Source organism: candidate division WOR-3 bacterium, assembly GCA_013177935.1.
Lineage (GTDB): Bacteria > Hydrothermota > Tepidihabitantia > Tepidihabitantales > Tepidihabitantaceae > Tepidihabitans.
Genome location: JABLXZ010000001.1, coordinates 566641 through 587764, shown reverse-complemented (window position 1 = coordinate 587764; position 21124 = coordinate 566641). Strand labels below are relative to the sequence as shown.

Annotated in this window: 19 protein-coding genes; 8 read left to right on the top strand and 11 right to left on the bottom strand. The window is 52.5% G+C overall.

Annotated features, from left to right (window positions below; all coding sequences use genetic code 11):
- Nucleotides 1-39 precede the first annotated feature (39 nt).
- From glnA to HPY86_02695, 4 genes are all read left to right on the top strand, one after another.
- Nucleotides 40-1419 carry a type I glutamate--ammonia ligase gene (glnA, locus tag HPY86_02710; protein NPV13826.1) on the top strand — a complete coding sequence of 460 codons (1380 nt, stop codon included), beginning with the start codon at nt 40-42 and terminating at the stop codon, nt 1417-1419.
- 13 nt (nt 1420-1432) lie between these two features.
- Nucleotides 1433-1813 (top strand): RidA family protein, encoded by a 381-nt coding sequence (locus HPY86_02705; protein NPV13825.1) that lies wholly within the window; start codon nt 1433-1435, stop codon nt 1811-1813.
- A gap of 77 nt (nt 1814-1890) precedes the next feature.
- A complete protein-coding gene (locus HPY86_02700) occupies nt 1891-2952 on the top strand; it encodes a hypothetical protein (GenBank protein NPV13824.1) in 1062 nt (353 codons plus the stop codon).
- A 5-nt stretch (nt 2953-2957) separates the two neighbouring features.
- Nucleotides 2958-3443, top strand: coding sequence for a hydrogenase 3 maturation endopeptidase HyCI (locus HPY86_02695; protein ID NPV13823.1), 486 nt, complete (start codon nt 2958-2960; stop codon nt 3441-3443).
- Between the two features lies 1 nt (nt 3444).
- On the opposite strand, the gene HPY86_02690 is transcribed toward HPY86_02695, so the two are convergent.
- From HPY86_02690 to HPY86_02640, 11 genes are all read right to left on the bottom strand, one after another.
- A complete protein-coding gene (locus tag HPY86_02690) occupies nt 3445-4776 on the bottom strand; it encodes a nucleotide sugar dehydrogenase (GenBank protein ID NPV13822.1) in 1332 nt (443 codons plus the stop codon).
- A gap of 18 nt (nt 4777-4794) precedes the next feature.
- On the bottom strand, nt 4795-6336 hold the full coding sequence (locus HPY86_02685) for a YifB family Mg chelatase-like AAA ATPase (GenBank protein NPV13821.1): 1542 nt from the start codon (nt 6334-6336) through the stop codon (nt 4795-4797).
- On the bottom strand, nt 6336-6710 hold the full coding sequence (locus HPY86_02680) for a YraN family protein (protein NPV13820.1): 375 nt from the start codon (nt 6708-6710) through the stop codon (nt 6336-6338). Before HPY86_02680 ends, HPY86_02685 begins: the two co-directional genes overlap by 1 nt.
- Nucleotides 6694-7401: a ribonuclease HII gene (locus HPY86_02675; GenBank protein ID NPV13819.1), complete on the bottom strand. Its 708-nt coding sequence runs from the start codon at nt 7399-7401 to the stop codon at nt 6694-6696. Before HPY86_02675 ends, HPY86_02680 begins: the two co-directional genes overlap by 17 nt.
- A complete protein-coding gene (rplS, locus tag HPY86_02670) occupies nt 7322-7714 on the bottom strand; it encodes a 50S ribosomal protein L19 (GenBank protein ID NPV13818.1) in 393 nt (130 codons plus the stop codon). Before rplS ends, HPY86_02675 begins: the two co-directional genes overlap by 80 nt.
- Nucleotides 7692-8444, bottom strand: coding sequence for a tRNA (guanosine(37)-N1)-methyltransferase TrmD (gene trmD / locus HPY86_02665; GenBank protein NPV13817.1), 753 nt, complete (start codon nt 8442-8444; stop codon nt 7692-7694). Before trmD ends, rplS begins: the two co-directional genes overlap by 23 nt.
- Before the next feature lie 53 nt (nt 8445-8497).
- Nucleotides 8498-8728: a KH domain-containing protein gene (locus tag HPY86_02660; GenBank protein NPV13816.1), complete on the bottom strand. Its 231-nt coding sequence runs from the start codon at nt 8726-8728 to the stop codon at nt 8498-8500.
- Between the two features lie 19 nt (nt 8729-8747).
- A complete protein-coding gene (gene rpsP / locus HPY86_02655; protein NPV13815.1) occupies nt 8748-9059 on the bottom strand; it encodes a 30S ribosomal protein S16 in 312 nt (103 codons plus the stop codon).
- Between the two features lie 62 nt (nt 9060-9121).
- Nucleotides 9122-11311, bottom strand: coding sequence for a T9SS type A sorting domain-containing protein (locus HPY86_02650; GenBank protein NPV13814.1), 2190 nt, complete (start codon nt 11309-11311; stop codon nt 9122-9124).
- Nucleotides 11308-12354 carry a DNA recombination protein RmuC gene (locus HPY86_02645; GenBank protein NPV13813.1) on the bottom strand — a complete coding sequence of 349 codons (1047 nt, stop codon included), beginning with the start codon at nt 12352-12354 and terminating at the stop codon, nt 11308-11310. Before HPY86_02645 ends, HPY86_02650 begins: the two co-directional genes overlap by 4 nt.
- Nucleotides 12355-12729: 375 nt before the next feature.
- A complete protein-coding gene (locus HPY86_02640) occupies nt 12730-13641 on the bottom strand; it encodes a cation transporter (protein NPV13812.1) in 912 nt (303 codons plus the stop codon).
- 191 nt (nt 13642-13832) lie between these two features.
- Here HPY86_02640 and HPY86_02635 point away from each other — a divergent pair, with 191 nt between their 5' ends.
- Genes HPY86_02635 through HPY86_02620 form a run of 4 tightly spaced genes read left to right on the top strand, consistent with a single transcriptional unit; the run spans nt 13833 to nt 21123 of the window.
- Nucleotides 13833-17093 (top strand): hypothetical protein, encoded by a 3261-nt coding sequence (locus tag HPY86_02635; GenBank protein ID NPV13811.1) that lies wholly within the window; start codon nt 13833-13835, stop codon nt 17091-17093.
- On the top strand, nt 17090-18757 hold the full coding sequence (locus HPY86_02630) for a tetratricopeptide repeat protein (protein ID NPV13810.1): 1668 nt from the start codon (nt 17090-17092) through the stop codon (nt 18755-18757). Before HPY86_02635 ends, HPY86_02630 begins: the two co-directional genes overlap by 4 nt.
- Nucleotides 18758-18811: 54 nt before the next feature.
- Entirely contained in the window at nt 18812-20080 is a 1269-nt protein-coding gene (locus HPY86_02625) for a PASTA domain-containing protein (protein ID NPV13809.1), read from the top strand.
- An 11-nt stretch (nt 20081-20091) separates the two neighbouring features.
- On the top strand, nt 20092-21123 hold the full coding sequence (locus tag HPY86_02620) for a PEGA domain-containing protein (GenBank protein NPV13808.1): 1032 nt from the start codon (nt 20092-20094) through the stop codon (nt 21121-21123).
- The last annotated feature ends 1 nt before the right edge of the window (nt 21124 follow it).

Sequence of the window (21124 nt, the reverse complement as noted above, 5' to 3'; positions counted from 1 at the left end):
GTGGTTGACAGAAACTGAATTTGTGGCAATCTTACATCTATGAAAAGGATCAAAGATGTGGTCGGTGAACAGAAGGTTAAGTTTTTTGATTTAAAGTATTGTGACCTGTGGGGCAGATTGCGTCATATCACCCTGCCAATAGAACGGTTTGAAGAGATAGTGGAGAGCGGGGTCGGTTTTGACAGTTCTTCGGTTGCCGGATTCGGAAAGGTTGAGGGGAGCGATATGATTTTGAAGCCGGACCTGAATTCTGCGTTTGTTGAGCCTTTTGCCGCAGAGCCGACGGTCTCCTGTTTCGCCGAAATTTACGACGCCGAAACCGGCGAGCGTTATGGAAATGACCCGCGATTTATTCTCGAGAAGGCGGTGGCGGTTATCAAGGATGCGGTTGGTTGCGATGATGTGATGGTTCGGCCCGAGTTTGAGTTCTACCTTTTTAATTCAGCAGAGTTCTGGACCGATGAAACATCGGCTACTTACAAGATTGAGACCGATGAGTTAAAGCACGATGACCAGACCGGGGTGGCACTTTTTAAGGGCAGCGCCTATGAGGTTGCGCCCCCATTTGACCGGAGTAGCGATTTTCGTTCGGAACTGGCGGGCTTGATGGCGAGTTGTGGGATTGAGGTAAAGTATCACCATCATGAGGGTGGGAGGTTTTCACAGGTGGAGGTGGAGCCGGTTTTTATGCCGGCGTTCAAAGCCGGGGACGGTGTGATTTTGACGAAGTATCTGGTGCGTAATCTGGCTTTCCGGCAGGGAAAGAGCGCAACATTTATGCCGAAGCCAATCTACAATGAGCCAGGTTCTGGGATGCATATCCATCTGTATCTTTGCCGTGACGGAGTTTCACTTTTTGGTGATGGTAAGAGTTCAACCGGGTTGTCACAATTGGCGCTTTATTTTATCGGGGGGATAATTGAACATCTCCGTTCGCTTTGCGCCCTGACGAATGCCAGCACAAATTCATATCGGCGGTTAGTTCCGGGTTATGAAGCACCAACCGAGGCGTTTTTCGGGATTGCCAATCGGACCGCTGCGATTCGGATTCCCGGCTACATAAGAGGAACAAGGAAGATGGCAATTGAGTTTCGGGTGCCAGACGCGAGCGCAAACCCTTATCTGGCACTGGCAGCAATACTGCTCGCGGGGCTGGATGGGGTAAAGAAGCAGATTGACCCGGGTCTACCTGTTTCCGGGCGGGGTGGAACAAAGGAGATGCGTTCGCGCGGTAAACCAGTTCCCACTTCGCTGGCAGAGGCTTTAAGGGAGCTGGAGCGGGACAATAGTTATTTAGTTGAACCAGGGGTATTTCAAAAAGAGACGATTGAGAAGTGGATTGGTTTGAAGATGCGGGAGGTCGAGGCGATAGAAAGAAGACCTCATCCCTGGGAGTTTAACCTTTATTACGGGTGTTAAGAAAGGAGAAGATATGAAAGAAGCGGTGTTCAGTGACCAGGCACCAAAGCCGGTGGGCCCTTACAGTCAGGCGGTAATTGCTGGCTCACTGGTGTGGTGTTCCGGGCAGATTGGCATTGACCCTAAAACCGGGTTGCTGGTTGAAGGGCTGGAGCAGCAAACCGAACAGATTTTTAAGAATCTGAAGGTGGTGCTTGAAAAGGCGGGTAGTGGGTTGGACCAGGTTATTAAGGCAACGGTTTTTATCACCAATATGAAAGATTTTGTTAGGGTGAATGAGATTTATGCCCGCTTTTTCAAGGAGCCGTTTCCAGCAAGGTCAACAGTTGAGGTCGGAGCACTGCCTAAGGGCGCACTGGTTGAAATTGAGGTTGTTGCCACGAGGCGGGAGTAGCTACAGGCGGATTTAGGTGAGTTATGGACTGGTGCTTACGCCGGCAATTGTCTTATAAGCGGTTGACGGAGTTGTAGGTGCTGTTTTCTGTAGCAAACACCTTCACCCTGACCCTCTCCCGCAAGGGGAGAGGGAAGTTGACGGTGTTGTTGTTGCTGTTCTTTGTGGCAACGGCGCCAGTTAAGCAGGCAATGGCGGGGGATGATGAGGTAATCCGGGCGCGCGATCTGTGCTATCTACAAAATTATCAAGAGGCGCAACAAAGAGTAAGCGGTTTAATATGTCAGAACAAGGATGACCCGGCAGGACTGTTCTGGCAGGCGTGTCTTTTGCAGATGCTCATCTACGATTCAGGAAATGCCGGGCTTTTAGACTCTTTTTATCGGACAAGTGACCGGGTGGTAGCGTTGTGCCGGAAGAGGCTGGAAAGTTCACCGCACGATGCCCGGGCGTGGTTGTACTGGGGGTTGACTGAACTGAATCGGGCAAATTGTTTGAGCTGGCAAAACAGGAAGTTGCCGGCATTTATAACGATGCTCAAGGTGCCGGGTCGTTTGCAACGGGCGCTGGAATTGGAGCCTGAGCTGGCAGATGCACGGTTCGGGTTAGGGGTAATTGAATATTTTAAAGCAACCGCTGACCGGTACTGTTTTGGTCTGGGGTTGATTGGTTCTCGAGAACGGGCTTATGAGCTGGTAAAAGAGGCGCAGCGCAAAGGCGTTTTGATGGTTCCGATGGCAGAGTTCCTATTAGGTTTTATGATGAAGGAGGATAAACTTTATACCTGCGCGGTAAAGTGCTGTGAGCGGCTTCTTGCACGGTATCCTGATAATCGCGCCGCGCGCCGTTTGTTGCGGGATGTGTATCTTGATATGAACCGATGTCAGGACGCAATTGTGGTAGCCAGAGGGTTGGAGGCGGACATTCGCAAGCAGTTTCCCGACAATCGCTACGGACTTGCCGAAAACTGGTTGAAGATGGCTTATGCCTGGGAGAAGTTGAATCAGCCGGATAGTGTGCGTGTGTACAGTGAACGGATTATCGCCTGGGAGGGTTTCCAAAATCGGGTGCCCTGGTTGCGGAATTATGTGCGGGAGGCGAAGGGATTGAAGGAGCGGGCGCAGCGAAGGAAGAAGTAAATCATTTGAGTAAAGGCAAGGACAAAGCGTCAGGGATGGAAGACACAAAGTGCGGTGTTATGGTGGTTGGGGTCGGTAATCAATGGCGGGGTGACGATGGTGTTGGCTGTCGGGTTGCCCATCTTTTGCAGGAACAGGGGGTGCGGGCGGTTGATGCCGGTACCGTTCCTGAGAATTTTCTTGGTGTAATAGAGCGAGCGAACCCTGAACGGGTGCTTTTAGTCGATGCCTGCGATTTTGGCGCAATAGCGGGAGAGTTCAGGATTTTCGCGGCGGAAGAGCTTGACCGGTTGGATTTTAAAGGTTTTTCGACTCATACGCTGCCTTTGAATATGCTGGCAAGGTTGATAACAGAGACCTGTGGTGCTCGGGTCTGGTTGTTGGGGGTTCAACCGGGAAGAGTGGCGTCAGGTGAAGGACTTTCTGCTCCGGTTGAAACCGCCTTACCCAGAATAATCGATTCTGTCCGACAGTGGCTGAAAGGATGTTAGGCTACTGCCGGCGATAGCCAAGAGTGTAAAGTTTTTTTATCCCGCGGCGGTGTATCGCATTGCGGGTATCAAGAATCAGTTTACTCTCTTTGAGAATCAGGTCGTAGTCGAAACAGGAGTGGTCGGTGAGAATCAAAACACAGTCTGCCTGCCGGATTATTGCCGGGGTCAGCGGTTTCGCCCGGAACTTTTTGCCGTTGATTTGAATCTCCGGTACATAAGGGTCGATGTAGTCAATTTTCTGAACTTTGTCTTGAAGGAGTTCCATTACCTTGATTGCCGGTGAGTGCCGGGTGTCCTCAACATTGCGTTTAAACGCGGCACCAAGTATTAGAAGTTTTGCCTTTTTCGCCGCCACGCCGTTTGTGCCGAGAATTTCGAACAGCCGGTCAACGACGAAGAAGGGCATCGCTTCATTAGTCTCAGCTGCTAGTTCGATGAAGTTGGAGTGAAAGTCAAACTCCCGCGCCTTCCAGGCAAGGTAGTAGGGGTCAATCAGAATGCAATGCCCCCCAATGCCCGGTCCTGGATAAAAGGGCATAAAGCCAAACGGTTTGGTTGCCGCGGCATTGATGACCTCCCAGATGTCAATGTTGCCCATTCGGTCGCACATTCGGGCGAGTTCATTGACGAGCGCGATGTTGACGCTGCGGAAGATGTTTTCGAGTAGTTTTGACATCTCGGCGACGCGCGGTGATGATACCGGCACCACTTTATCAACAAACTGGCGGTAAAACAGGGCGGTCAATTCGGTGCATTTTCGGGTAACGCCGCCGACGACAACCGGGGTTGTGCGGGTTGTCCAGACACGATTGCCGGGGTCAATGCGCTCCGGAGCAAAGGAAAGGTAGAAATCTTTACCAACTTTTAAACCGGTTGCTTCGAGGATGGGCAAAAGGATTTTTTCCGTGGTTTCCGGATAGGTGGTGCTGCGGAGGACGATAAGCTTGCCCGGTTTGAGGTAGCGGGCAATAGATTTGCCGGCTTCGATGATGTATGAGACATCAGGGTCTTTGGAAGCGGTAAAAGGGGTCGGCACGCAGATGTTGATGATGTCAGCATCGCGGCACACCTGATAGTTTTTTGTTGCCCGAAGTTTGCCCGCCTTGACCACCTCAGCCAGTTCGCTGGACGGAACATCGCCGATGAAGCTTTCACCGCGGTTTACCGCCTGCACTTTGTTTTCGTCAATATCGATGCCAATGGTGTCATAGTTGCTGCGGGCAATTTCCAATGCCAGCGGTAATCCCACATAGCCGATGCCGATGATCGCCACCTTTGCCTGCTTATTTACGATTTTTTCGGTGAGTTTTTTCATTGGACTCCTTTCCATTGGTTTTCCTCCTTCCTTTTACAGTACACTGCGGTCAAAACTTCGATACTGCACCGCCTCGGTAAGGTGACTGGGTTGGATTGTTTCCGAGTTTTCGAGGTCGGCGATTGTCCGGGCAACCTTTAATATCCGGTGATAAGCCCGGGTGGAAAGACCAAGACGGTCAATTGCGGCGCGGAGAATCTCTTCGCCCTGTGGTGTTATCGGGCAAAAACGTTTGATAAGGGCTGGTGTCATCTGGGCGTTGGCATATATTTTACGACGCAAATTCAGGGTGCGGAACCGTTCTTGCTGGATGGCACGCGCCTGTGCAACCCGTTGCCGAATTGCTGCGGAGTTTTCGCTCGGGCGGCGCGTGGCAATTTCCGAGTATTTTAGTGCCGGGACTTCAATGTGAATATCGATGCGGTCAAGAAGTGGACCAGAAATCCGGCTGCGATAGTGGCGAACTTTCAAGGGTGTGCAGGTGCAGGTATGCCGTGGGTCACCAAGAAACCCACAAGGACAGGGGTTCATCGCACAGACCAGCATAAAGCGGGCAGGAAAGGTAATTGTGGATCGCGCCCGACCGATGGTCACTTCACCATCTTCAAGCGGTTGACGGAGCGCTTCCAGGGCATCACGGTGAAACTCGGGTAGTTCATCAAGAAACAGGACACCGTTATGGGCAAGGGACACCTCACCTGGCCGCGGAATAGCGCCTCCGCCAATCAAGCCCGATTCTGAGATGTTGTGATGCGGAGCCCGGAAGGGCCGGGTCGCAACGATGGGAATGCCATCGGGCAGTGTTCCGGCAACCGAATGGACTTTAGTCGCTTCCAGTGCTTCTTCAATGGTAAGGGGAGGCAGAATAGTGGGCAGGCGTCGGGCAAGCATCGTTTTACCACTGCCCGGTGGTCCAAGCATTAACACATTGTGTCCGCCCGCCGCAGCAATCTCCAGTGCTCGTTTGGCATGGGCATGACCATGAACTTCGGCAAAGTCCACATCAAATAGCGCTGCCCGGGCAAAAAGTTTTAGGGCATCAGTTTTCAGCGGGGTAATGGTGTCAGCACCCTTCAGGAAGTTGATGGTTTGAACAAGGGAGTTAAGCGGAAAAACCGGTAGGTCAGGAACGAGTGCTGCCTCGACCGCGTTTTGTTCGGGTACCAGAATCCCTTTTGCTTTTGCCGCCCGTGCGGCAAGCGCCATCGCAACCGTTCCGCGAACCGGGCGTAGTGAACCGTTAAGGGAAAGTTCACCAAGGATTACATAGCCTTCAATCGCCGCAGGGGGGATGACACCAGATGCAGCAAGGATGCCGAGGGCGATGGGAAGGTCAAAAGAGGGACCTTCTTTCTTAATATCGGCGGGCGCAAGGTTGACGGTGATGCGTCGGTTTGGGAAGAAAAGGCCCGAGTTTTTTATTGCCGCTTGGACTCGATGTTGCGACTCTTTAACCGCGGTGTCGGGCAAGCCCACAATGTTGAAGACCGGAATACCAGGAGCAACATCGGTTTCTACTGAAACGAGATATCCGTCAACCCCAAGTACGGCACTGGAGAGTACTGTGGCAAGCATCAAAATGCTCCAATTAGATGTTCGATTTCAATATTGTTAGCAGAACAGAGCAGGGTTAGAACATCAAACCGGACCGGTCGATTTTCAAGGTTGTGCCCGATGAGATACTCCTGGGCAAGTCGCAACAAACGGTGTTGTTTGACCGCGGTGACCGCTTCAGCGGGTGAACCGAACTTTTCGGAAGAGCGGGTTTTAACCTCGACGAAGACAATGGTGTCGCCGTCCTGACATACAATATCGATTTCGCCGCGCCGGGAGCGATAATTGGTTGTTAGGATGCGATAACCTTTATTAGCGAGAAAACGGCGGGCGATCTGTTCGCCGGTTGCACCGAGCTCTTGGTAATTTTTACCGGTTTTATCCGGGTTGTTCATAAATCGCTGAAGACGGGCTGGAATTGTTTTGAATCATGGTTTTAATTGGTTCGAAGGTCCGGCGATGAATTGAGGTGATGCCCAGTTGTTTGATCGCCTGAATGTGCTGGGGGGTTCCATAGCCTTTGTGCTGAGCCAAGCCATAACCCGGGAACCGGCGGTCAAAACTTTCCATCAGTTCGTCGCGAAACACTTTGGCGATGATTGAGGCGCTGGCAATGGATAGACTCTTGTTGTCGCCATCAATTATGCCCTGACAGGGGAGGGGCAAATCAGGTATTTCCCAGCCATCAGCGATGACAAGCAGTTGTGCCGGGTTACCGGAATGGGCGAGTTTGGATTGGACTTGCATTACCGCCCGGCGCATTGCGTAGAATGTTGCCTGGGCGATGTTGTAGCGGTCGATAAAGCGATGTCCGGCAGCACCGATTGACCAGGCAAGGGCGCGGCGTTTTATGATACCCGCCAGATACTTTCGGGTTGTTGGGGTAAGAATTTTGGAGTCACGAACGCCGGGGATTCTGGTGCCAGGGGATAGTACAACTGCAGCAGCAACTACCGGTCCAGCAAGCGCTCCCCTTCCCACCTCGTCAACACCACAGACAAGGTGGTTATTGCGCCACAGTTTCTGGTCGAGGTTTGTCACCGGGCTTAAGTTCTTTGAGCGCCGCTTCGCGGCCACTTTTTTCACGCAGGTAGTACAGCTTTGCCCGGCGGACCTTGCTCTTTCGGCGGATGTCAACCTTTGCAATCACCGGGGCGTTGATAGGGAAGATGCGTTCAATTCCCACACCGCGGCTAACCCGGCGTACGGTGAAGGTTTTACCTGCGCCTTTACCGCGAACGGCGATGACCGTTCCGCGAAATACCTGGATACGTTCCTTGTCGCCTTCTTTTATCCGGATGTGGACATCAACCAGGTCACCCGGTTCCGGTAATGTTACCGGCGCAGTCTGTTGAGCAGTGGTCGACGGCTCGTTATCATTTTTCGGCTTCCGTGCCATAAACAAACTCCTTTCCCAGAGATTTGCGGAGAAACTCTTGGTCTTCCGGGGTCAGGGTTACTTTATTTAACAAATCGGGTCGGCGTCGCGCGGTGGCGAGCAGTGCTTGTTCGCGGCGCCATTTTGCCACCGCAGCATGGTTACCGGAAATGAGAACTTCAGGCACCGCAAGACCCCGGAATTCACGGGGGCGAGTGTAAAGAGGTGCATCAAGCAAGCCCTGGGCAAAAGAGTCGGTTGCGACCGAGTCTTCATCGCCCACGGCACCGGGAAGAAGCCGGGCGATGGCTTCAATGACCACCACCGCCGCGGCTTCTCCACCAGCAAGGACATAGTCACCGATTGACACCTCTTCGTCAACCAGCAAGACCCGGACGCGTTCATCTACCCCTTTATATCGTCCGCAGATAAGGACGATATGAGGTAGTTCTTTAAGCCGGTGTGCCATCGCCTGGTCAAATCTTTTGCCCTGCGGTGAGAGCAAAATTACCCGGGAGTCAGGTGTACGCACCGATTCGACCGCATCACATATTGGCTCTGGTTTCATCACCATTCCTGCACCACCACCAAACGGGTAGTCGTCGACGGTGCGGTGCAAATCGGTTGTAAAGTCCCGGGGATTGACCAGATTGATTTCAAGAACCCCTTTTTCCCGGGCAATTCTCGTGGGTCCGCAATCAAACGGTCCCGAGAAAAACTCCGGGAAAATGGTGACAATATGGACTTTCACCGGCTTATTCCGTCCTCTTTTTAACTCAGCGCTGAAGAAAACAGGGGAGCGGGCTACTCAAGAATTTCCAGTTGCGCCCGTTTGCCCTGCTTCATCGCAGCTGCTGAGATAATCGCCCGGATTGATTTGGCGGTGCGACCTTCTTTGCCGATTACTTTGCCCAGGTCGCCCTGACCAACACGCAGTTCGTAAATCAGCGTCTTTTCGCCCGCGATCTCTTTGACCTCAACACGGTCTGGATGGTCAACGAGGGCTTTCGCGATGTATTCGATGAGTTCCTTCAGATTCATACTACCTCCTTTGTTAGTTTGTAGGTTCTGTAGGCGGAACGAGGTCCGGTTGAGCACCGGTTCCACCCTCTTCTGGAACCGATGAAGCCGGAACCATTTTCCGATAACGTTTTATTAATCGGTCAACAGTATTAGAGGGTTGGGCTCCTCTGGATAACCAGTAGTCCACCCGCTCAAGATTAAGTTTCAGTATTTTCCGGCGCGGGTCGTAATGTCCCAGCGCTTCGAGGTACTTGCTGTCGCGTGCCCGTCGCGAATCAATCGCGACCACTCGATAGGCCGGCTTATTACGAGCACCCAGACGCGTAAGTCGAATTTTGACCAAGTGCAACTCCTTTTTTTATTAATAAAATTAGCCAAATTAAGCCCTGCTGTCAACAGTTTACATCAGCGCAGGAGAATAAGTTTGACAATCTCTTGTTGGTTGTTTCCCCGGGCTTTTAGCATATAGACACCAGCCCCAAGGTTTTCCGGACGCTGCCAGAGAAGCGGTCCGCTGTGGTTTTGGGGAATTGGAATAATTTGAACCAGTCTGCCAGTGGCGTTGTAAAGCTCTAAACGGATAATATCACGGGGTGCGACAATCCGGACATATCTGGTTATCGGGGTGGGGAAAATCTGTAGTTCGGGTTTTGTTTTAGGGATAAATGCAGGCTCTTCTATCCCAAACACATTTTTGCCCGCAAGGCTGAAGCCATAAACGCCTAAGTATACTGCGCTGGTGTTGTCAGGATGACGCATAATAAAGGAGTTTGTTCTGCCGGCTATTCCCAGTGTATCCCGGTTCCAGATGATTCCGTTGTTGGTTGTGTAAAATACGCCCTGGGTGTCGGTTCCTGCCCAGACCCGGGTTGAAATTGCGGTATCAGGAAGGACGCAGGTCGTCCCATTGAGTCCAATAGTGGTCCAGGTTAGTCCGTTGTTTTCAGACTTGAAAACACCGGCAGGGGTGGTGCAGAACCAGATTGCGCCATTTCCGGGAAACCGTTTGAGGTCGGTGACCGGAGTGCCGGTGATACCGGTGTTGGTCAATGTCCAGTTTCTGCCCCGGTCAATTGAACGGAAAAGCGCCGGTGCGGAACCGGTTTTCCCGAAGGCGAAGATGGTGTCGGCATTACGGGAGAAGTACATTCCCAGGCACAATCCCGGGTCGCGCAACATTACTGTGTTCCAGGTTTGGCCCTGGTCGGTGGAACGCATAATGGCAAATCTGAGAGGTCCAGCAGAGGAGTCCCTTTTGCCACCCCAGGTATAAAGCGTGTCCGAACCGGCTGGATGATAGGCGATGCCCTGTGGTTCAAAATGTTGCGCGATGAGAGGAGTTTCCCAGGAGTCACCGCGGTTTATCGTTCGGTGCAGGCGTGAGTCAAATGTGGTGACACAGACTATTGTGTCGGGATGGCGCGGGTTGACCGCAACATCTTTAATCCAGGCTGAACCCGGGAATCTTTTGCCCCACGGTTGCCAGTTCTGGTTGCGGGCGGATGTTTTCATTACACCGACCCCTTCAACACAGGCGAATACCGTTTCGGGAATAGAGAAGTTGAGCGTCAACACCCGGAGGTGTTTCAGCCCCGGGGTGCGATAGGTCCAGTCATAACCGCCGTTTGTGGAGTAAAAAATTCCGTAAGAGTTACCCGCATAAACTTCTAAGGGACGGACCGGTGCGAGCCAGCGGGTGTTTGTGCCGGTAAAAAGGGTGGTATCGGCGTTCCAGGTCAAGCCGAGGTCGGTTGAACGGTAAACGAGGTTTTCGCCGCCAGCATATGCGTAGTAAGGTGATGTTGGAGAAAAGGCGATGGCGTAGGTCGGTGCTGTGAGCCGGCGTGTCCAGTCTGACCCAAGATTAAATGAGTGGAAGATGCCAGTGTCGGTGGCGCAGATAACGGTTGAACTGTTTGCGGGACTAAACGCAAGGGCATAGGCACATCTACCGCCTAATCCGCTCGATTTATCCTGCCAGGAGGCACCATAGTCGGTGGTGTAAAAAACTCGGGCACGATTGGCAACTGAGCCGCCAATGAATCCGGTTCCCGGGTTTGCCGGGTTAATGGCAAGGAGTCGGGCACGGGCTTCAAAAGAGTTTATGACCCGGCTGAGGTTCCAGGTGGCACCGGCATCGGTGCTGTTGAGCAAGTAGATACCGATCGAATCACCGGAATAGGTTTCAGCCGCTGCCCAGAGTTCGTTGCTGTTTGACGGGTTGACCACAATCTGCTGGACCCAGAGGTCGTACGATGAGGGCAGATTTGCGACCACCTGCCAGGTTGCTCCGGCGTTGGTGCTTTTGTAAATCCGCCGGGTTTTGCCCCCGGCGTAAAGAGTCTGGATATTGTTCGGATTGATGGTCAAGGCGGTAATGATGTCCGGGATGGTTTCCGGGGTTCCCCAGGAAAGGCCGGCATCGGTGGTATGAAATATTAGAGTGGGGAAGCTGCCGACCGCAATGTAAAGTTCATCAGGATAACCCGGGACCGGGGTTAAAGCGGTGATGGCAGCACCATTCGGTCCAAGTTGCTGCCAGTTACCGGTGGCGAGAGCCACGGCGGTAAAAAGGACAATGGTCACCAATTTCATTTTTGACCTCCTGTGTCAATCTTTTCATCAATGTTTAACGCAACCTTTTCGGTCAACCTTACCAGCTCCCGCGCCGCCTCTTCGTAACGGTTGTGGGCGTTGGTTAGATGGGAGCCAATGGTCTCAAACTTTTCCCGAAACCGGCTGATTTCAGCCTGGAGCCGGTTGAGGTGGTCAAGGATTTCAATTGCCTTGCGGTCAATTTCCAGCCCGCGCAAACCAAGAATCAGGGTCTGGAGATATGCGTAGATGGTTCCCGGCGAAACCGGAATTACCCGACGGGAAAAGGCGTAATCCAAAATGGTCTCTTTTTCTTCGGTGGGATTGGCGACGATTGTTTCGTAGTACACATTTTCTGCCGGGATGTACATCAAGGCAAAGTCAAAAGTCCCTTCATCGGGCAGGATGTATTTGTCCGCGATGGTGTCGATATGTTTTTTAATGTCGTTCAGGAACTGTTTTCGTAAACTGCGCCGGCTGGTGTCGTCCGGAGCGGCGAGCAGGCGCTGGAAGTTTTCCAGCGGGAATTTGGCATCAATCGGCACCAGCCGGTTACCAAGCCGGACCACCGCATCAACTTTGACACCAGAACGAAAACGGTATTGTAGTTCGTAGTTGTTCGGGACCATCTCCTGAAGCAGGTTGCCCAGGAAAAGTTCGCCGAGGACACCGCGCGGTTTAGGGGCGCGCAAAATTTCCTGTAAGGAGGCGATGTTTTTCCCGATTTCGTAAATTTGCTGTGATGCCTGAGACAGTTCGCCCAGGGCACGGGAAACATCACTTACCATACGCGCCGCATTGTCGAGCCGGGTGTTAATCTGACCGGTGTTTTCGGCAAGGAGCCGGTTGATTTCACTTAAACGCTGATTCAAGAGCTGGGCGTTGTTGTCAAGCGCCTGAATCTGTTGCTGGCGGAGCGACTCAAACTGCTGGAGGAGCAGATGCAGGTCGCTTGCCGGTTGCCGGGAGCGGGTAAGATACAGCAACAGAACCACGATGCTTATTATCAGGGCAAGGGCAGCGGCGATGTAAACAAAGACCACCTATTTAGGATAAGCCAATCTGAACAGAGGTCAAGGATTTTAGCACCGGCGGTTTTGAGAAAAGAGAATAAATTGATAAATTAGTCGGGGAAAATGGTGAAACATGCATAGGGGTTCTATTAATGTAAGAGCCTTAAAGGTCGAAATTTTAACGGAGAACGAACGCGGTTGCGGCGTAGAATTTTTGTAATATTTGATTAATGAACAGGTTAGCCGATTTTATTATAGACATTACTACAAAGCACAGGGCAGACCAGGAGTAATCCCCGGGATAGTTACCGGGTTGGTGCGCGTTTTGGCAGTGAAACGGGTGGGGTACTGAGTTTAGGAGAAACGGGCGCATCAGGTTTATCCGGCAAGAGTGATGGGGATTGGTTAAGTTGCTTCGTCCTCCTGTTCCGGTTCAATGTGGATAACGATGCTGGTAACATCAGGGTTGGCAATTTTGATTTGCTCCTCGACCTGGGTGGCGATTTCGTGTCCAGCCTGAACAGTTATATTCGGGTCAACAAGAACATGAACATCCATTTCAATTTTGTTACCCGAACCAGCAGAACGGGCACGGAAGGCGTGGAAGCTTTTTACGCCGGGGATAGCGCTAATTGCCTGGTGGATTTTTGTCAGCGTCTGCTGGTCTGGAGCACGGTCCGAAAGTTTGTGGAGCGCACCCCGGACGATGCGAATGCCGATGTACACGAGAAAGGCGGCAAGCAGGACCGCGGTGAGGTGGTCAAGGAAAGACCATTTTTCACCGCCGATAAGGGCACCAAGGATACCAAGTGCTGCGGCAATAGAGGAGAAGGCATCAGAGCGGTGGTGCCAGGCGTTGGCAATGAGCGCCTGATTGTGATAGCGTTTGCCAACGGCACGAGTGAACCAGTAAAGTATTTCTTTGAGAACAATTGAGGCGAGGGCGATGTAGAATGGTAGCCAGTTGCGCAGTGCGGTGTGGCGCTGGCTGATGGTGATGAGCGCTTCGTAGGCGATGAATAGGGCGGCACCGATAAGGAGGATGCCGACGCCAAGGGCGGTGATTGCTTCGTAACGATGGTGTCCGTAGTGATGGTCATAATCCGGAGGTTGTTTTGCGGCGCGGATACCCCAGAGCACCGCAATGTCACTGGCAAGGTCGGAAAAGGAGTGCAGGCCATCGGCGATTATCGCACTGGAGTTACTTATAAGACCGGCAAAAAGTTTGCCGATGACAAGCATAATGTTAACTACCATCCCGATAACAGTTATTCGGCGTTCGGCTTTTTGCTGGAGATGAAAAGCGGGGTTTGCCATTGTGTTCTGGTATAAAAAGGTTAAGGTGTCGCCGAGTTAAGTCAAGTTAAAAGGAGAAGGTAAAATCTGAGGAAGTTGAGCGGTACTGCAGGTTTGTTTCTTAATAGTGGAGCAGTAAAGAGATAAAGAGAGTCGTGCCCTGTTGATGTTGCAATCTTAGAGGTTTGCGGGTACTATTTAAATTGAGGCAAATGAAGCGCAAGATTTTTCCCTTCACCCTACTTTCTCCCGCAAGGGGCGAGGGTACTATTTTAATTAAGGAAATACGCCGGGCGCAGCGGGCGGTGCTCGTCAATGTTTTACTGTCCACCTTCTTTCTGGCAATCGGTGTTGCTGCTATGGGGATAGTTCTCAGTGCCCTTTTTTTCCTTTCGGGTTGGGCGGTGCTCTTGTTCCTGACGCCCTTAACCATCTTTTTTGTCTGGGACTGGTTTAAAGAAGTTAGAATTAAAGCGGTAGCATATAAACTTGAACGGGTTTTTCCGGAGTTAAAAGGTCGGGTTGTTGCCGCTCTGGAGTTACTTAGATATCAGGGAGGCGTTGAGGGTTATTCAATGGAGTTGCGCGATGCGGCGGTGGCGCAGGTTGAGGAGCTGTTGCGCGATAGGCCAAAAAAGAGTCTGGTTTCTAAGTGGCGAATATTTTTGTGTGGGATGTATGCGGTCGGCTGGTTAGGTTCACTTTTCGGGTTTATTGCAGTGGGGGGCGAACGGTTTGCGGTCGGGTTGAAAAATGGTTTCACTCCGTGCCGATTAGAAGTAAAGTTTCAGGTTGCGCCAGGCGATACGATGGTTATGGCGGGCGATGTGGTGACCTTTTCCGTTCACGTGCAACCTGAGGGGGTTTTTGAACGAGTGCGGATGGAAATAAGAGAGGACAACGGCGCGCAGCGCTCTATCGTTCTGTCCGGAAATTGGGTAGATTTTGCGGTGCGCGAGGGGATGAGTTATCGGTTTCGGGTTCTCGGTAAGAGTTCAGACTGGTTTCGGGTGGGCTTAATCGCACCTTTGACTTTGCGCCGGATGGTTTTGCGCTGTCAACCGCCCGCGTACGTCCGTCTGCCTGAAAGCGAAGTACGGGGTGAGGAGTTAATCGTTCTGAAAGGGACGCGAGTGGTTCTTGAGGGCGAGGCGAGTCAAGCAGTTGCGGATGGCAGGTTGGTTTTTGCTTCGGAGACAACAATGGTGACGGTTGACCGGAAAACGCCGACCCGGATTAGAGCCGAGTTTGTGGCGCAGGGTGAGGGTGAAATCGGGATAGAGTTAGTGCCGGTTCAGGGTGAAGCGGTGCAGAAGGTGGCGCGGATACAGTTGCGGCTCCTGCCGGATGAGGCACCATTTGTCAAGGTGTTTAGACCAGGACGGGATATTGACCTGCCGATGAGTATGCAGGTGCTTTTAGGAATAAACAGTATTGACGATTACGGGCTGACCGATTTGACACTGCATTACGGCAAGGACAGTATCAACGAGGTGGTGCGACTGAAGAGATTTTCGGGCGAGCGGGAAGATACGACGCTCTATGTCTGGAACCTTTCTTCATCCGGACTCCTGCCCGGAGAGGTGCTGCGCTACTATGTTGAGGTAAGAGACAACGACCTGATTTCCGGTCCGAAAATGACGAAAAGCGATGTGTTCTCAATACGGTTTCCAACAATGACCGAGATTTATTCAGCGGCGGTGGAAAAGACCCGAACAACCCAGGAGGAGCTAACACCACTGGAGGCGAAGCAGGAAGAGTTAAACTCCCAGTTGACGCGCATTGGCGAGGAGTTGAAAAGGTCAAGGGAGTTGTCCTGGGAGGAGAAAAAGCGGCTGGAGGGTTTGCTGGAGGAGCAGAAGCAACTGCTCGGTCAGGTTGAGGCGCTGAAACAGGAGATTGCCCGAACGATTGATGAGATGGTTCAGGGTATGAGTTATGTCCCGGAGACCCGCGAGCGGCTGGAGCAGTTGCAGGAGTTGCTTTCCCGGGTTTTGCCCCAGGAGTTGCAGAAGGCGCTTGGTGAGCTGGCACAGAAATTAGGGGAAAGGGCGCCTGATGTCCGGCAGGTGCTGGAAAGGGTGCAACTGGAGCAGGAGAGATTTAAGGAGAACATTGAGCGTGCTCTGGAGCTGTTGAAAAGGATAATGGAGGAGGAGCGGCTTGAGGCGCTGGCGCGGCAGGCAAAGGAGTTGCAGAAGACGCAGGAGGATGTAAGCCGAGAACTAAAAAATGGTGTTTCTGAGGAGCTGGCGCAGAAGCAGGCAAAAATCAATCAGTCGTTTGACAGTTTGCGGACCGAGTTAAATAAACTGGCAGCCGAGTTACCGGAGGCGGTAATTGCCGATTCACTGAATGCGCTTAACGAAAAGATTGCCCAGAACGGATTAGAGCAATTGGCGCAGGAGTTGCAAAGTCAACTGGGCAGGGGCGAGCAGCAAATGGCGCTGCAGAAGAGCGAGAAACTGGAGCGCGGTTTTAAGGAGCTTGCCGAAAATCTGGAGCGGTTGAGTGAGGGGTTAAAGCGCCGTCGTTCTGAAGAGGTGATGCGTAAACTTATTTCGGCGTCGGACGCCTTGTTGAAGGTGTCGCAGGCACAGGAGGGTCTGGAAAACAGGCTGGCAGAAAAGGCGAATCCGGCGCACCTTGCCCCGGAGGAGATGGGGTTGCTTGAGGCAACCCGTTTGGTGGCGGAAAGTCTGGCCGCGCTCGGGGCACAAACACTTATCGTGTCACCGGAGATGGTGCAGCAACTTGCCCGGGTAATCAACCATATGAAGAGTGCGGCGGAGATGCTATCAGCCGGTGCCGCTGGTACAGGAAAAGGGCAGATGACCCAGGCACGGATGAGTTTGAATCGGTCAGTTTCGATGGTGCTTGATGCTGCGGCACAGGCGGCGCAGGGCGGCGGAATGAAGGGCGGGTTACAGAGTTTGTTGGAACAGCTTTCCCAGATGACCGCGGAACAGATGGCGATAAATGCCGGAATGTCAGGTATCCCGATTCCTATACCGGTTTCGGGTTTGAGCGCCGGGCAGATGGAGCAGTTGCAAAGGTTGCTGGCGCAGCAGGCGGCATTACGCGAACAACTGGAGAGGTTGCTCCAATCAATGGGCGGACAAAGACCCGGTTTAACCGGCAGGCTGGACCAGTTAGTTGAGGAGATGAAGGCGGTGGAGCGGGCGCTAAGCGAGCTCCAGATTGACCGAAAGTTGATTGAGCGTCAGGAAGGTATCCTGTCCCGGATGCTTGATGCGGAGCGCAGTTTGCGCCAGCAAGGTTTTAAGGAGGAGCGGCAGGCTGAGACAGGAAAGGAGTATCGGATTGAGGTGTTGCCCGAACTTCCTGACGATTTCGGGGAGCGCAATAAGGTTTTGCGCGAAGAGTTGTTGCGGGCGTTAAAGCAGGGTTATCCCAGGGAGTACGAGAGGTTGATTCGTTCCTATTTTGAGCGGCTTCTGGAGGAACGATGAGGCAAAAGAAGACAGAGCGGGAGGCGGTTAAGTTTTTTCTGCTTATAGTTGCACTAACAATTTTTACTGCCCCACTGTTTGCCCAGGATGGGCTTAAAGGTCAGATGCTGGAACAGGCTGGGCAGTTTGAGCAGGCATGGACTGTTTACAAAACAACACTTGAGAAAAACCCTTTGGACCGGCAGGCGCTTTTGGGCATAGTAAGGGTGAGCCGGCAACTGGGAAGGTTTGACTCGTTGCTTACGATTTTACAGCGGCTGGAAGGTGTTCTGCCGGATAACGGTGATGTGGTTCTGGGCACAATCGAGGCGCTACTTGGTTTAAAGAAAAAAGGTGCGGCGCGGGAGCGGGCACAGCAATTTTTCGAAAAGTGGCCCGGACGGGTTATGGAGTTGGTGGAAACGGTCCTGCGGGGTGGTGAAAAGGGTTGGGCAGGACAGTATCTTGAAGAGGCATTGCGGCGCAATGGGTTTCGAGTTGATTATGCCGAAAAGTTAGTGGAGATATATGAGATGCAAGGCAGGTTTGTTGCCGCGACCGAAAAGCTGGTTGAAATTGTTAATTATGACCCACGCCGGGTTAATAAGTTTCTGGAGCGGCTCAACAGTTATGGCAGGAGTGGTGAGGTTAAGGGGGTATTGAATGCTTTGAGTAAAATCAAGGACGAGTCGATTCGGTTAAGGGCGCAGGCTGAGGTTAGGATTGGTGCGGGTGATGAACTGGGTGCAGTGCGGATAATCGAGCAAGGTTTGAACCCGTTGGAAAGGGTAAATTTTGCCCGGGGGTGTGAAAAGAAAGGGGCATGGCGCGCGGCACTGGCAATTTACGAGGAGCAGGGGTTGAGTGCGGATGCGGCAAGAGTTCTGCGTAAGATGGGCAGGATTGATGAGGCGCTGGCGCTTCTGGCAAAGGACACCAGTGTTGCGGCAAGGTTTGAATATGCGGAGTACGCCCGGCTGGAGAAGCGGGATTTTAAAGGTGCGGCGCAAGGGTATTGTGATGTTTTAAAGAAAAGACCCCAAGACAAAGGGGCGCTTGTAGGGCTGGCAGCATCGCTGCTCGGTTTAAGGCAACTGGACAGCGCCCGTCAGGTGCTGGCAAGAGTTGAATCACCGGATGACAGTGTGCTTTTTCTGCAGGCGAAGGTTCTTTTCTATCAGGGGAAGTTTGACTCGGTTCGGGTGTTGGTTCGGGATGTTAATGCCCGATTCCCGCAAAGTTTGCTGGCAAATGATGCCCTGGAACTGGGGGTGCTGACACTGAGCGGCGATAGGTGTTTAGAACTGGCAAAGGCGATGTTTGACCTTGACGCTGGTGCGGTTGAGGCGAGCCGAAAACGGGCACAGGAGTTAACCCGGGAAAACGATGCGGTGGCACAGGAAGCTTTTTTTCTTCTGTCCCAGATTTTCTGTCAGGAGGGGAAATACCGCGAGGCGTTGACGGTTCTGGACTCATTAATTGCTCGATTTCCCAAGAGTGAACGGGCGGCGCGGGCGCTTCTTAAGCAGGCAGAGATTTATCGCGACAATCTGCGGGACGAAAGCCGATTTCGGGCGACCGTTGAGCGAATCGTTCTTGAATTTCCTGGTTCACCTTATGCGCCGCTGGCGCGCAATCTGTTATTAAAGACAACCACCGATTTTGAGCCGGGTGCGGTGCGATAACTGTGGTGGATAAATCCTTGACATTTCTTAAGTTGTTGTTATCCTGTAAATAGAATGGCGCGAGCGCAAACACTCGCTGATTTGCTTGCGGAACGACGGGTGATTTCCAGCCCTGAGCTGGAGCATATTTTTGCTTCAATTCTTGATGACCTGGCGCATGCACACAGTCAGGGCCGATTGCATGGGGATATCAAGCCGAAAAAAGTTGTTCAGGTTGAAGACGGGGTGTGGCGTTTGATTGATTATGGAGTGTCCCGGGTTGGGACCGCTCGTTACATCGCTCCGGAAAAGGCACAGCGAAAGAGTGTTGATGCCCGGGCTGACCTGTATTCACTGGGTGTGGTCCTTTATGAAGCGGCAACCGGAAAGCCGCCGTTTGAGGCAGAATTAGGGGCGGATTTGATTAAGGCGCACATCGAGCAGTTGCCACCCGCACCCCGTTCAATTCGTGCCGAAATTTCCCCGGAGCTGGAAAAGGTTATATTAAAGGCGTTAGCCAAGAAGCCGGAGGAGCGGTTTCAAACTGCCCAGGAGTTTCGAAAAGCACTATTAGCGGTAGTGCCTAAAGAGCCGGAGAAGAAGCCGGTTCAAGTACCGCCTGAGCAACCACCTCGGGAAGCGGTTAAAACAGCACCACCCTCGCGACCGACTGAACCAAAGCCTGCGGCTGCGGTACCAAAGCCGGTGATGTCAACGGCGCGGCCCGTTCCTCCACCCAAGACAGCACCTGCTGTTGCCACCGGACCAATTACCCAGGAAAAACCACGTCGTTCATCAGCAGTATGGATTGTGCCGTTGGGGCTGGTTCTTGCGGTGGCAGCGGGATGGTTACTTATCGGCGGTCAGGGTAAGCCAATTCCTGATGTTGTGGGTGCTTATCAGGCAGAAGCGAGAAAGAAACTGGAGGAAGCCGGTTTTCGGGTGGAGCTGGGTGCAGATAAGGACGATACTTTTGCGCTGGGTAAGGTGGCGGAACAGTCTCCTTCTGCCGGGACCAAGATGAAGAAGGGCGGCGTGGTCAGGATACGGTTGAGCACGGGCCTGGTTGCAATCCCGGAACTGGCGGGTATGACAGAAGCGGAGGCACGGAATTTACTCCGTAGTACAGGTCTGGACAGTGTGGTTGTGGTGCGGGAGTACAGCGACCAGTATCGTAGTGGTGTGGTGATTGGAACCGAACCGCGCGCCGGAACAAGGTTGAAGCCGAAGAACGGGGTTAAATTGAAGGTGGCAGGAGGGCGGGCAACCTGTCCGGAGTGCGGGGCAAGACGGGAACCCGGAGCGCAGTTCTGTACCCGGTGTGGTTACCGGTTTGTAGATTGAAGGAGGATTGGATGAGGGAGAAGAGAAAATACAACTTGATGAAAATAGTTTTACTTCTGCTTTTGATATTTACCATCGCCTGGGCAGAAAAGGTTTGTCCGAATTGCGGTACGGTGAACCGGGATGACGCCAAGTTCTGTAAGAAGTGCGGGGCGAAGTTACCTGAGCCTGAATACAGACCATCTTTGCCCGCACTGCGGGTGGAGATTGATGTTACCGGTAATAGCGTTCGGATAACCTCGCAGCCTTCCGGCGCAACAGTAAGGATTGACGATGTTGAGCGCGGCACGACCCCATTGGAACTGGAAAATTTGAGTCCGGGCAAACATACGGTTGAGGCGCGTCATTCTGGATACCGGGCATATTATGGGAGTTTTAACATCACCGCCCGATTGGCAACGCTGGTGATTACATCGGACCCGGTGGGTGCTGAGATATGGATTGATGGGGTTTACAAAGGGAAAACAACTGAGACCGGACTGGTTGTGTCCAAGGTGCCATTTGGTTCCCGGTCAATTTTAGCCCGTTATTCCGGTTATGAGGATGCAACAAAACTGGTCGAGGTCAACAGTCCAGGACCGATTGGGGTGCTGGTGAAAATGGGAAAGGGGCGTGGGTTTCTCAGTGTCGAAACAAAGCCGACCGGTGCTGATGTCCTTGCCAATGGCAGGAAGATTGGTGTGAGTAATTTGCTGATTGGGTTGGCACCGGACCGGTATGCGTTGATGTGTTCAAAACCAGGGTATGTTGACTGGTTGGGTTATGCTGAGGTGAAAGTCGGGGAAACGACTTATGTTCGAGAGACTTTGCAGCGTTTACCAAGAAGGCAGTTACCTTTGTTAATTGCTGGCGTCGCATTTCTTGCCGGTGGTGCAGCTGCCAGTATAATGGGAGAAAAAAGTTATGGACTTTACGAGCAGGCAACAAGTAAAGAGGACGCCATCAGTTACCGTCGGGAAACCGAGCGCTGGGATATGATTCGCAATGTTGCACTGGGAATCGGGGCGGTCGGCATAGGAATGTATTTTGTCGTGCAGTGGTGAT

What these genes read in the sequence shown, in the direction of transcription:
- glnA (NPV13826.1), top strand. Translation starts at nt 40, where the DNA reads ATGAAAAGGATCAAAGATGTGGTCGGTGAACAGAAGGTTAAGTTTTTT.
- HPY86_02705 (NPV13825.1), top strand. Translation starts at nt 1,433, where the DNA reads ATGAAAGAAGCGGTGTTCAGTGACCAGGCACCAAAGCCGGTGGGCCCT.
- HPY86_02690 (NPV13822.1), bottom strand. Translation starts at nt 4,776, where the DNA reads ATGGAAAGGAGTCCAATGAAAAAACTCACCGAAAAAATCGTAAATAAG.
- HPY86_02685 (NPV13821.1), bottom strand. Translation starts at nt 6,336, where the DNA reads ATGCTTGCCACAGTACTCTCCAGTGCCGTACTTGGGGTTGACGGATAT.
- HPY86_02680 (NPV13820.1), bottom strand. Translation starts at nt 6,710, where the DNA reads ATGAACAACCCGGATAAAACCGGTAAAAATTACCAAGAGCTCGGTGCA.
- rplS (NPV13818.1), bottom strand. Translation starts at nt 7,714, where the DNA reads ATGGCACGGAAGCCGAAAAATGATAACGAGCCGTCGACCACTGCTCAA.
- HPY86_02650 (NPV13814.1), bottom strand. Translation starts at nt 11,311, where the DNA reads ATGAAATTGGTGACCATTGTCCTTTTTACCGCCGTGGCTCTCGCCACC.
- HPY86_02640 (NPV13812.1), bottom strand. Translation starts at nt 13,641, where the DNA reads ATGGCAAACCCCGCTTTTCATCTCCAGCAAAAAGCCGAACGCCGAATA.
- HPY86_02635 (NPV13811.1), top strand. Translation starts at nt 13,833, where the DNA reads ATGAAGCGCAAGATTTTTCCCTTCACCCTACTTTCTCCCGCAAGGGGC.
- HPY86_02630 (NPV13810.1), top strand. Translation starts at nt 17,090, where the DNA reads ATGAGGCAAAAGAAGACAGAGCGGGAGGCGGTTAAGTTTTTTCTGCTT.
- HPY86_02625 (NPV13809.1), top strand. Translation starts at nt 18,812, where the DNA reads ATGGCGCGAGCGCAAACACTCGCTGATTTGCTTGCGGAACGACGGGTG.
- HPY86_02620 (NPV13808.1), top strand. Translation starts at nt 20,092, where the DNA reads ATGAGGGAGAAGAGAAAATACAACTTGATGAAAATAGTTTTACTTCTG.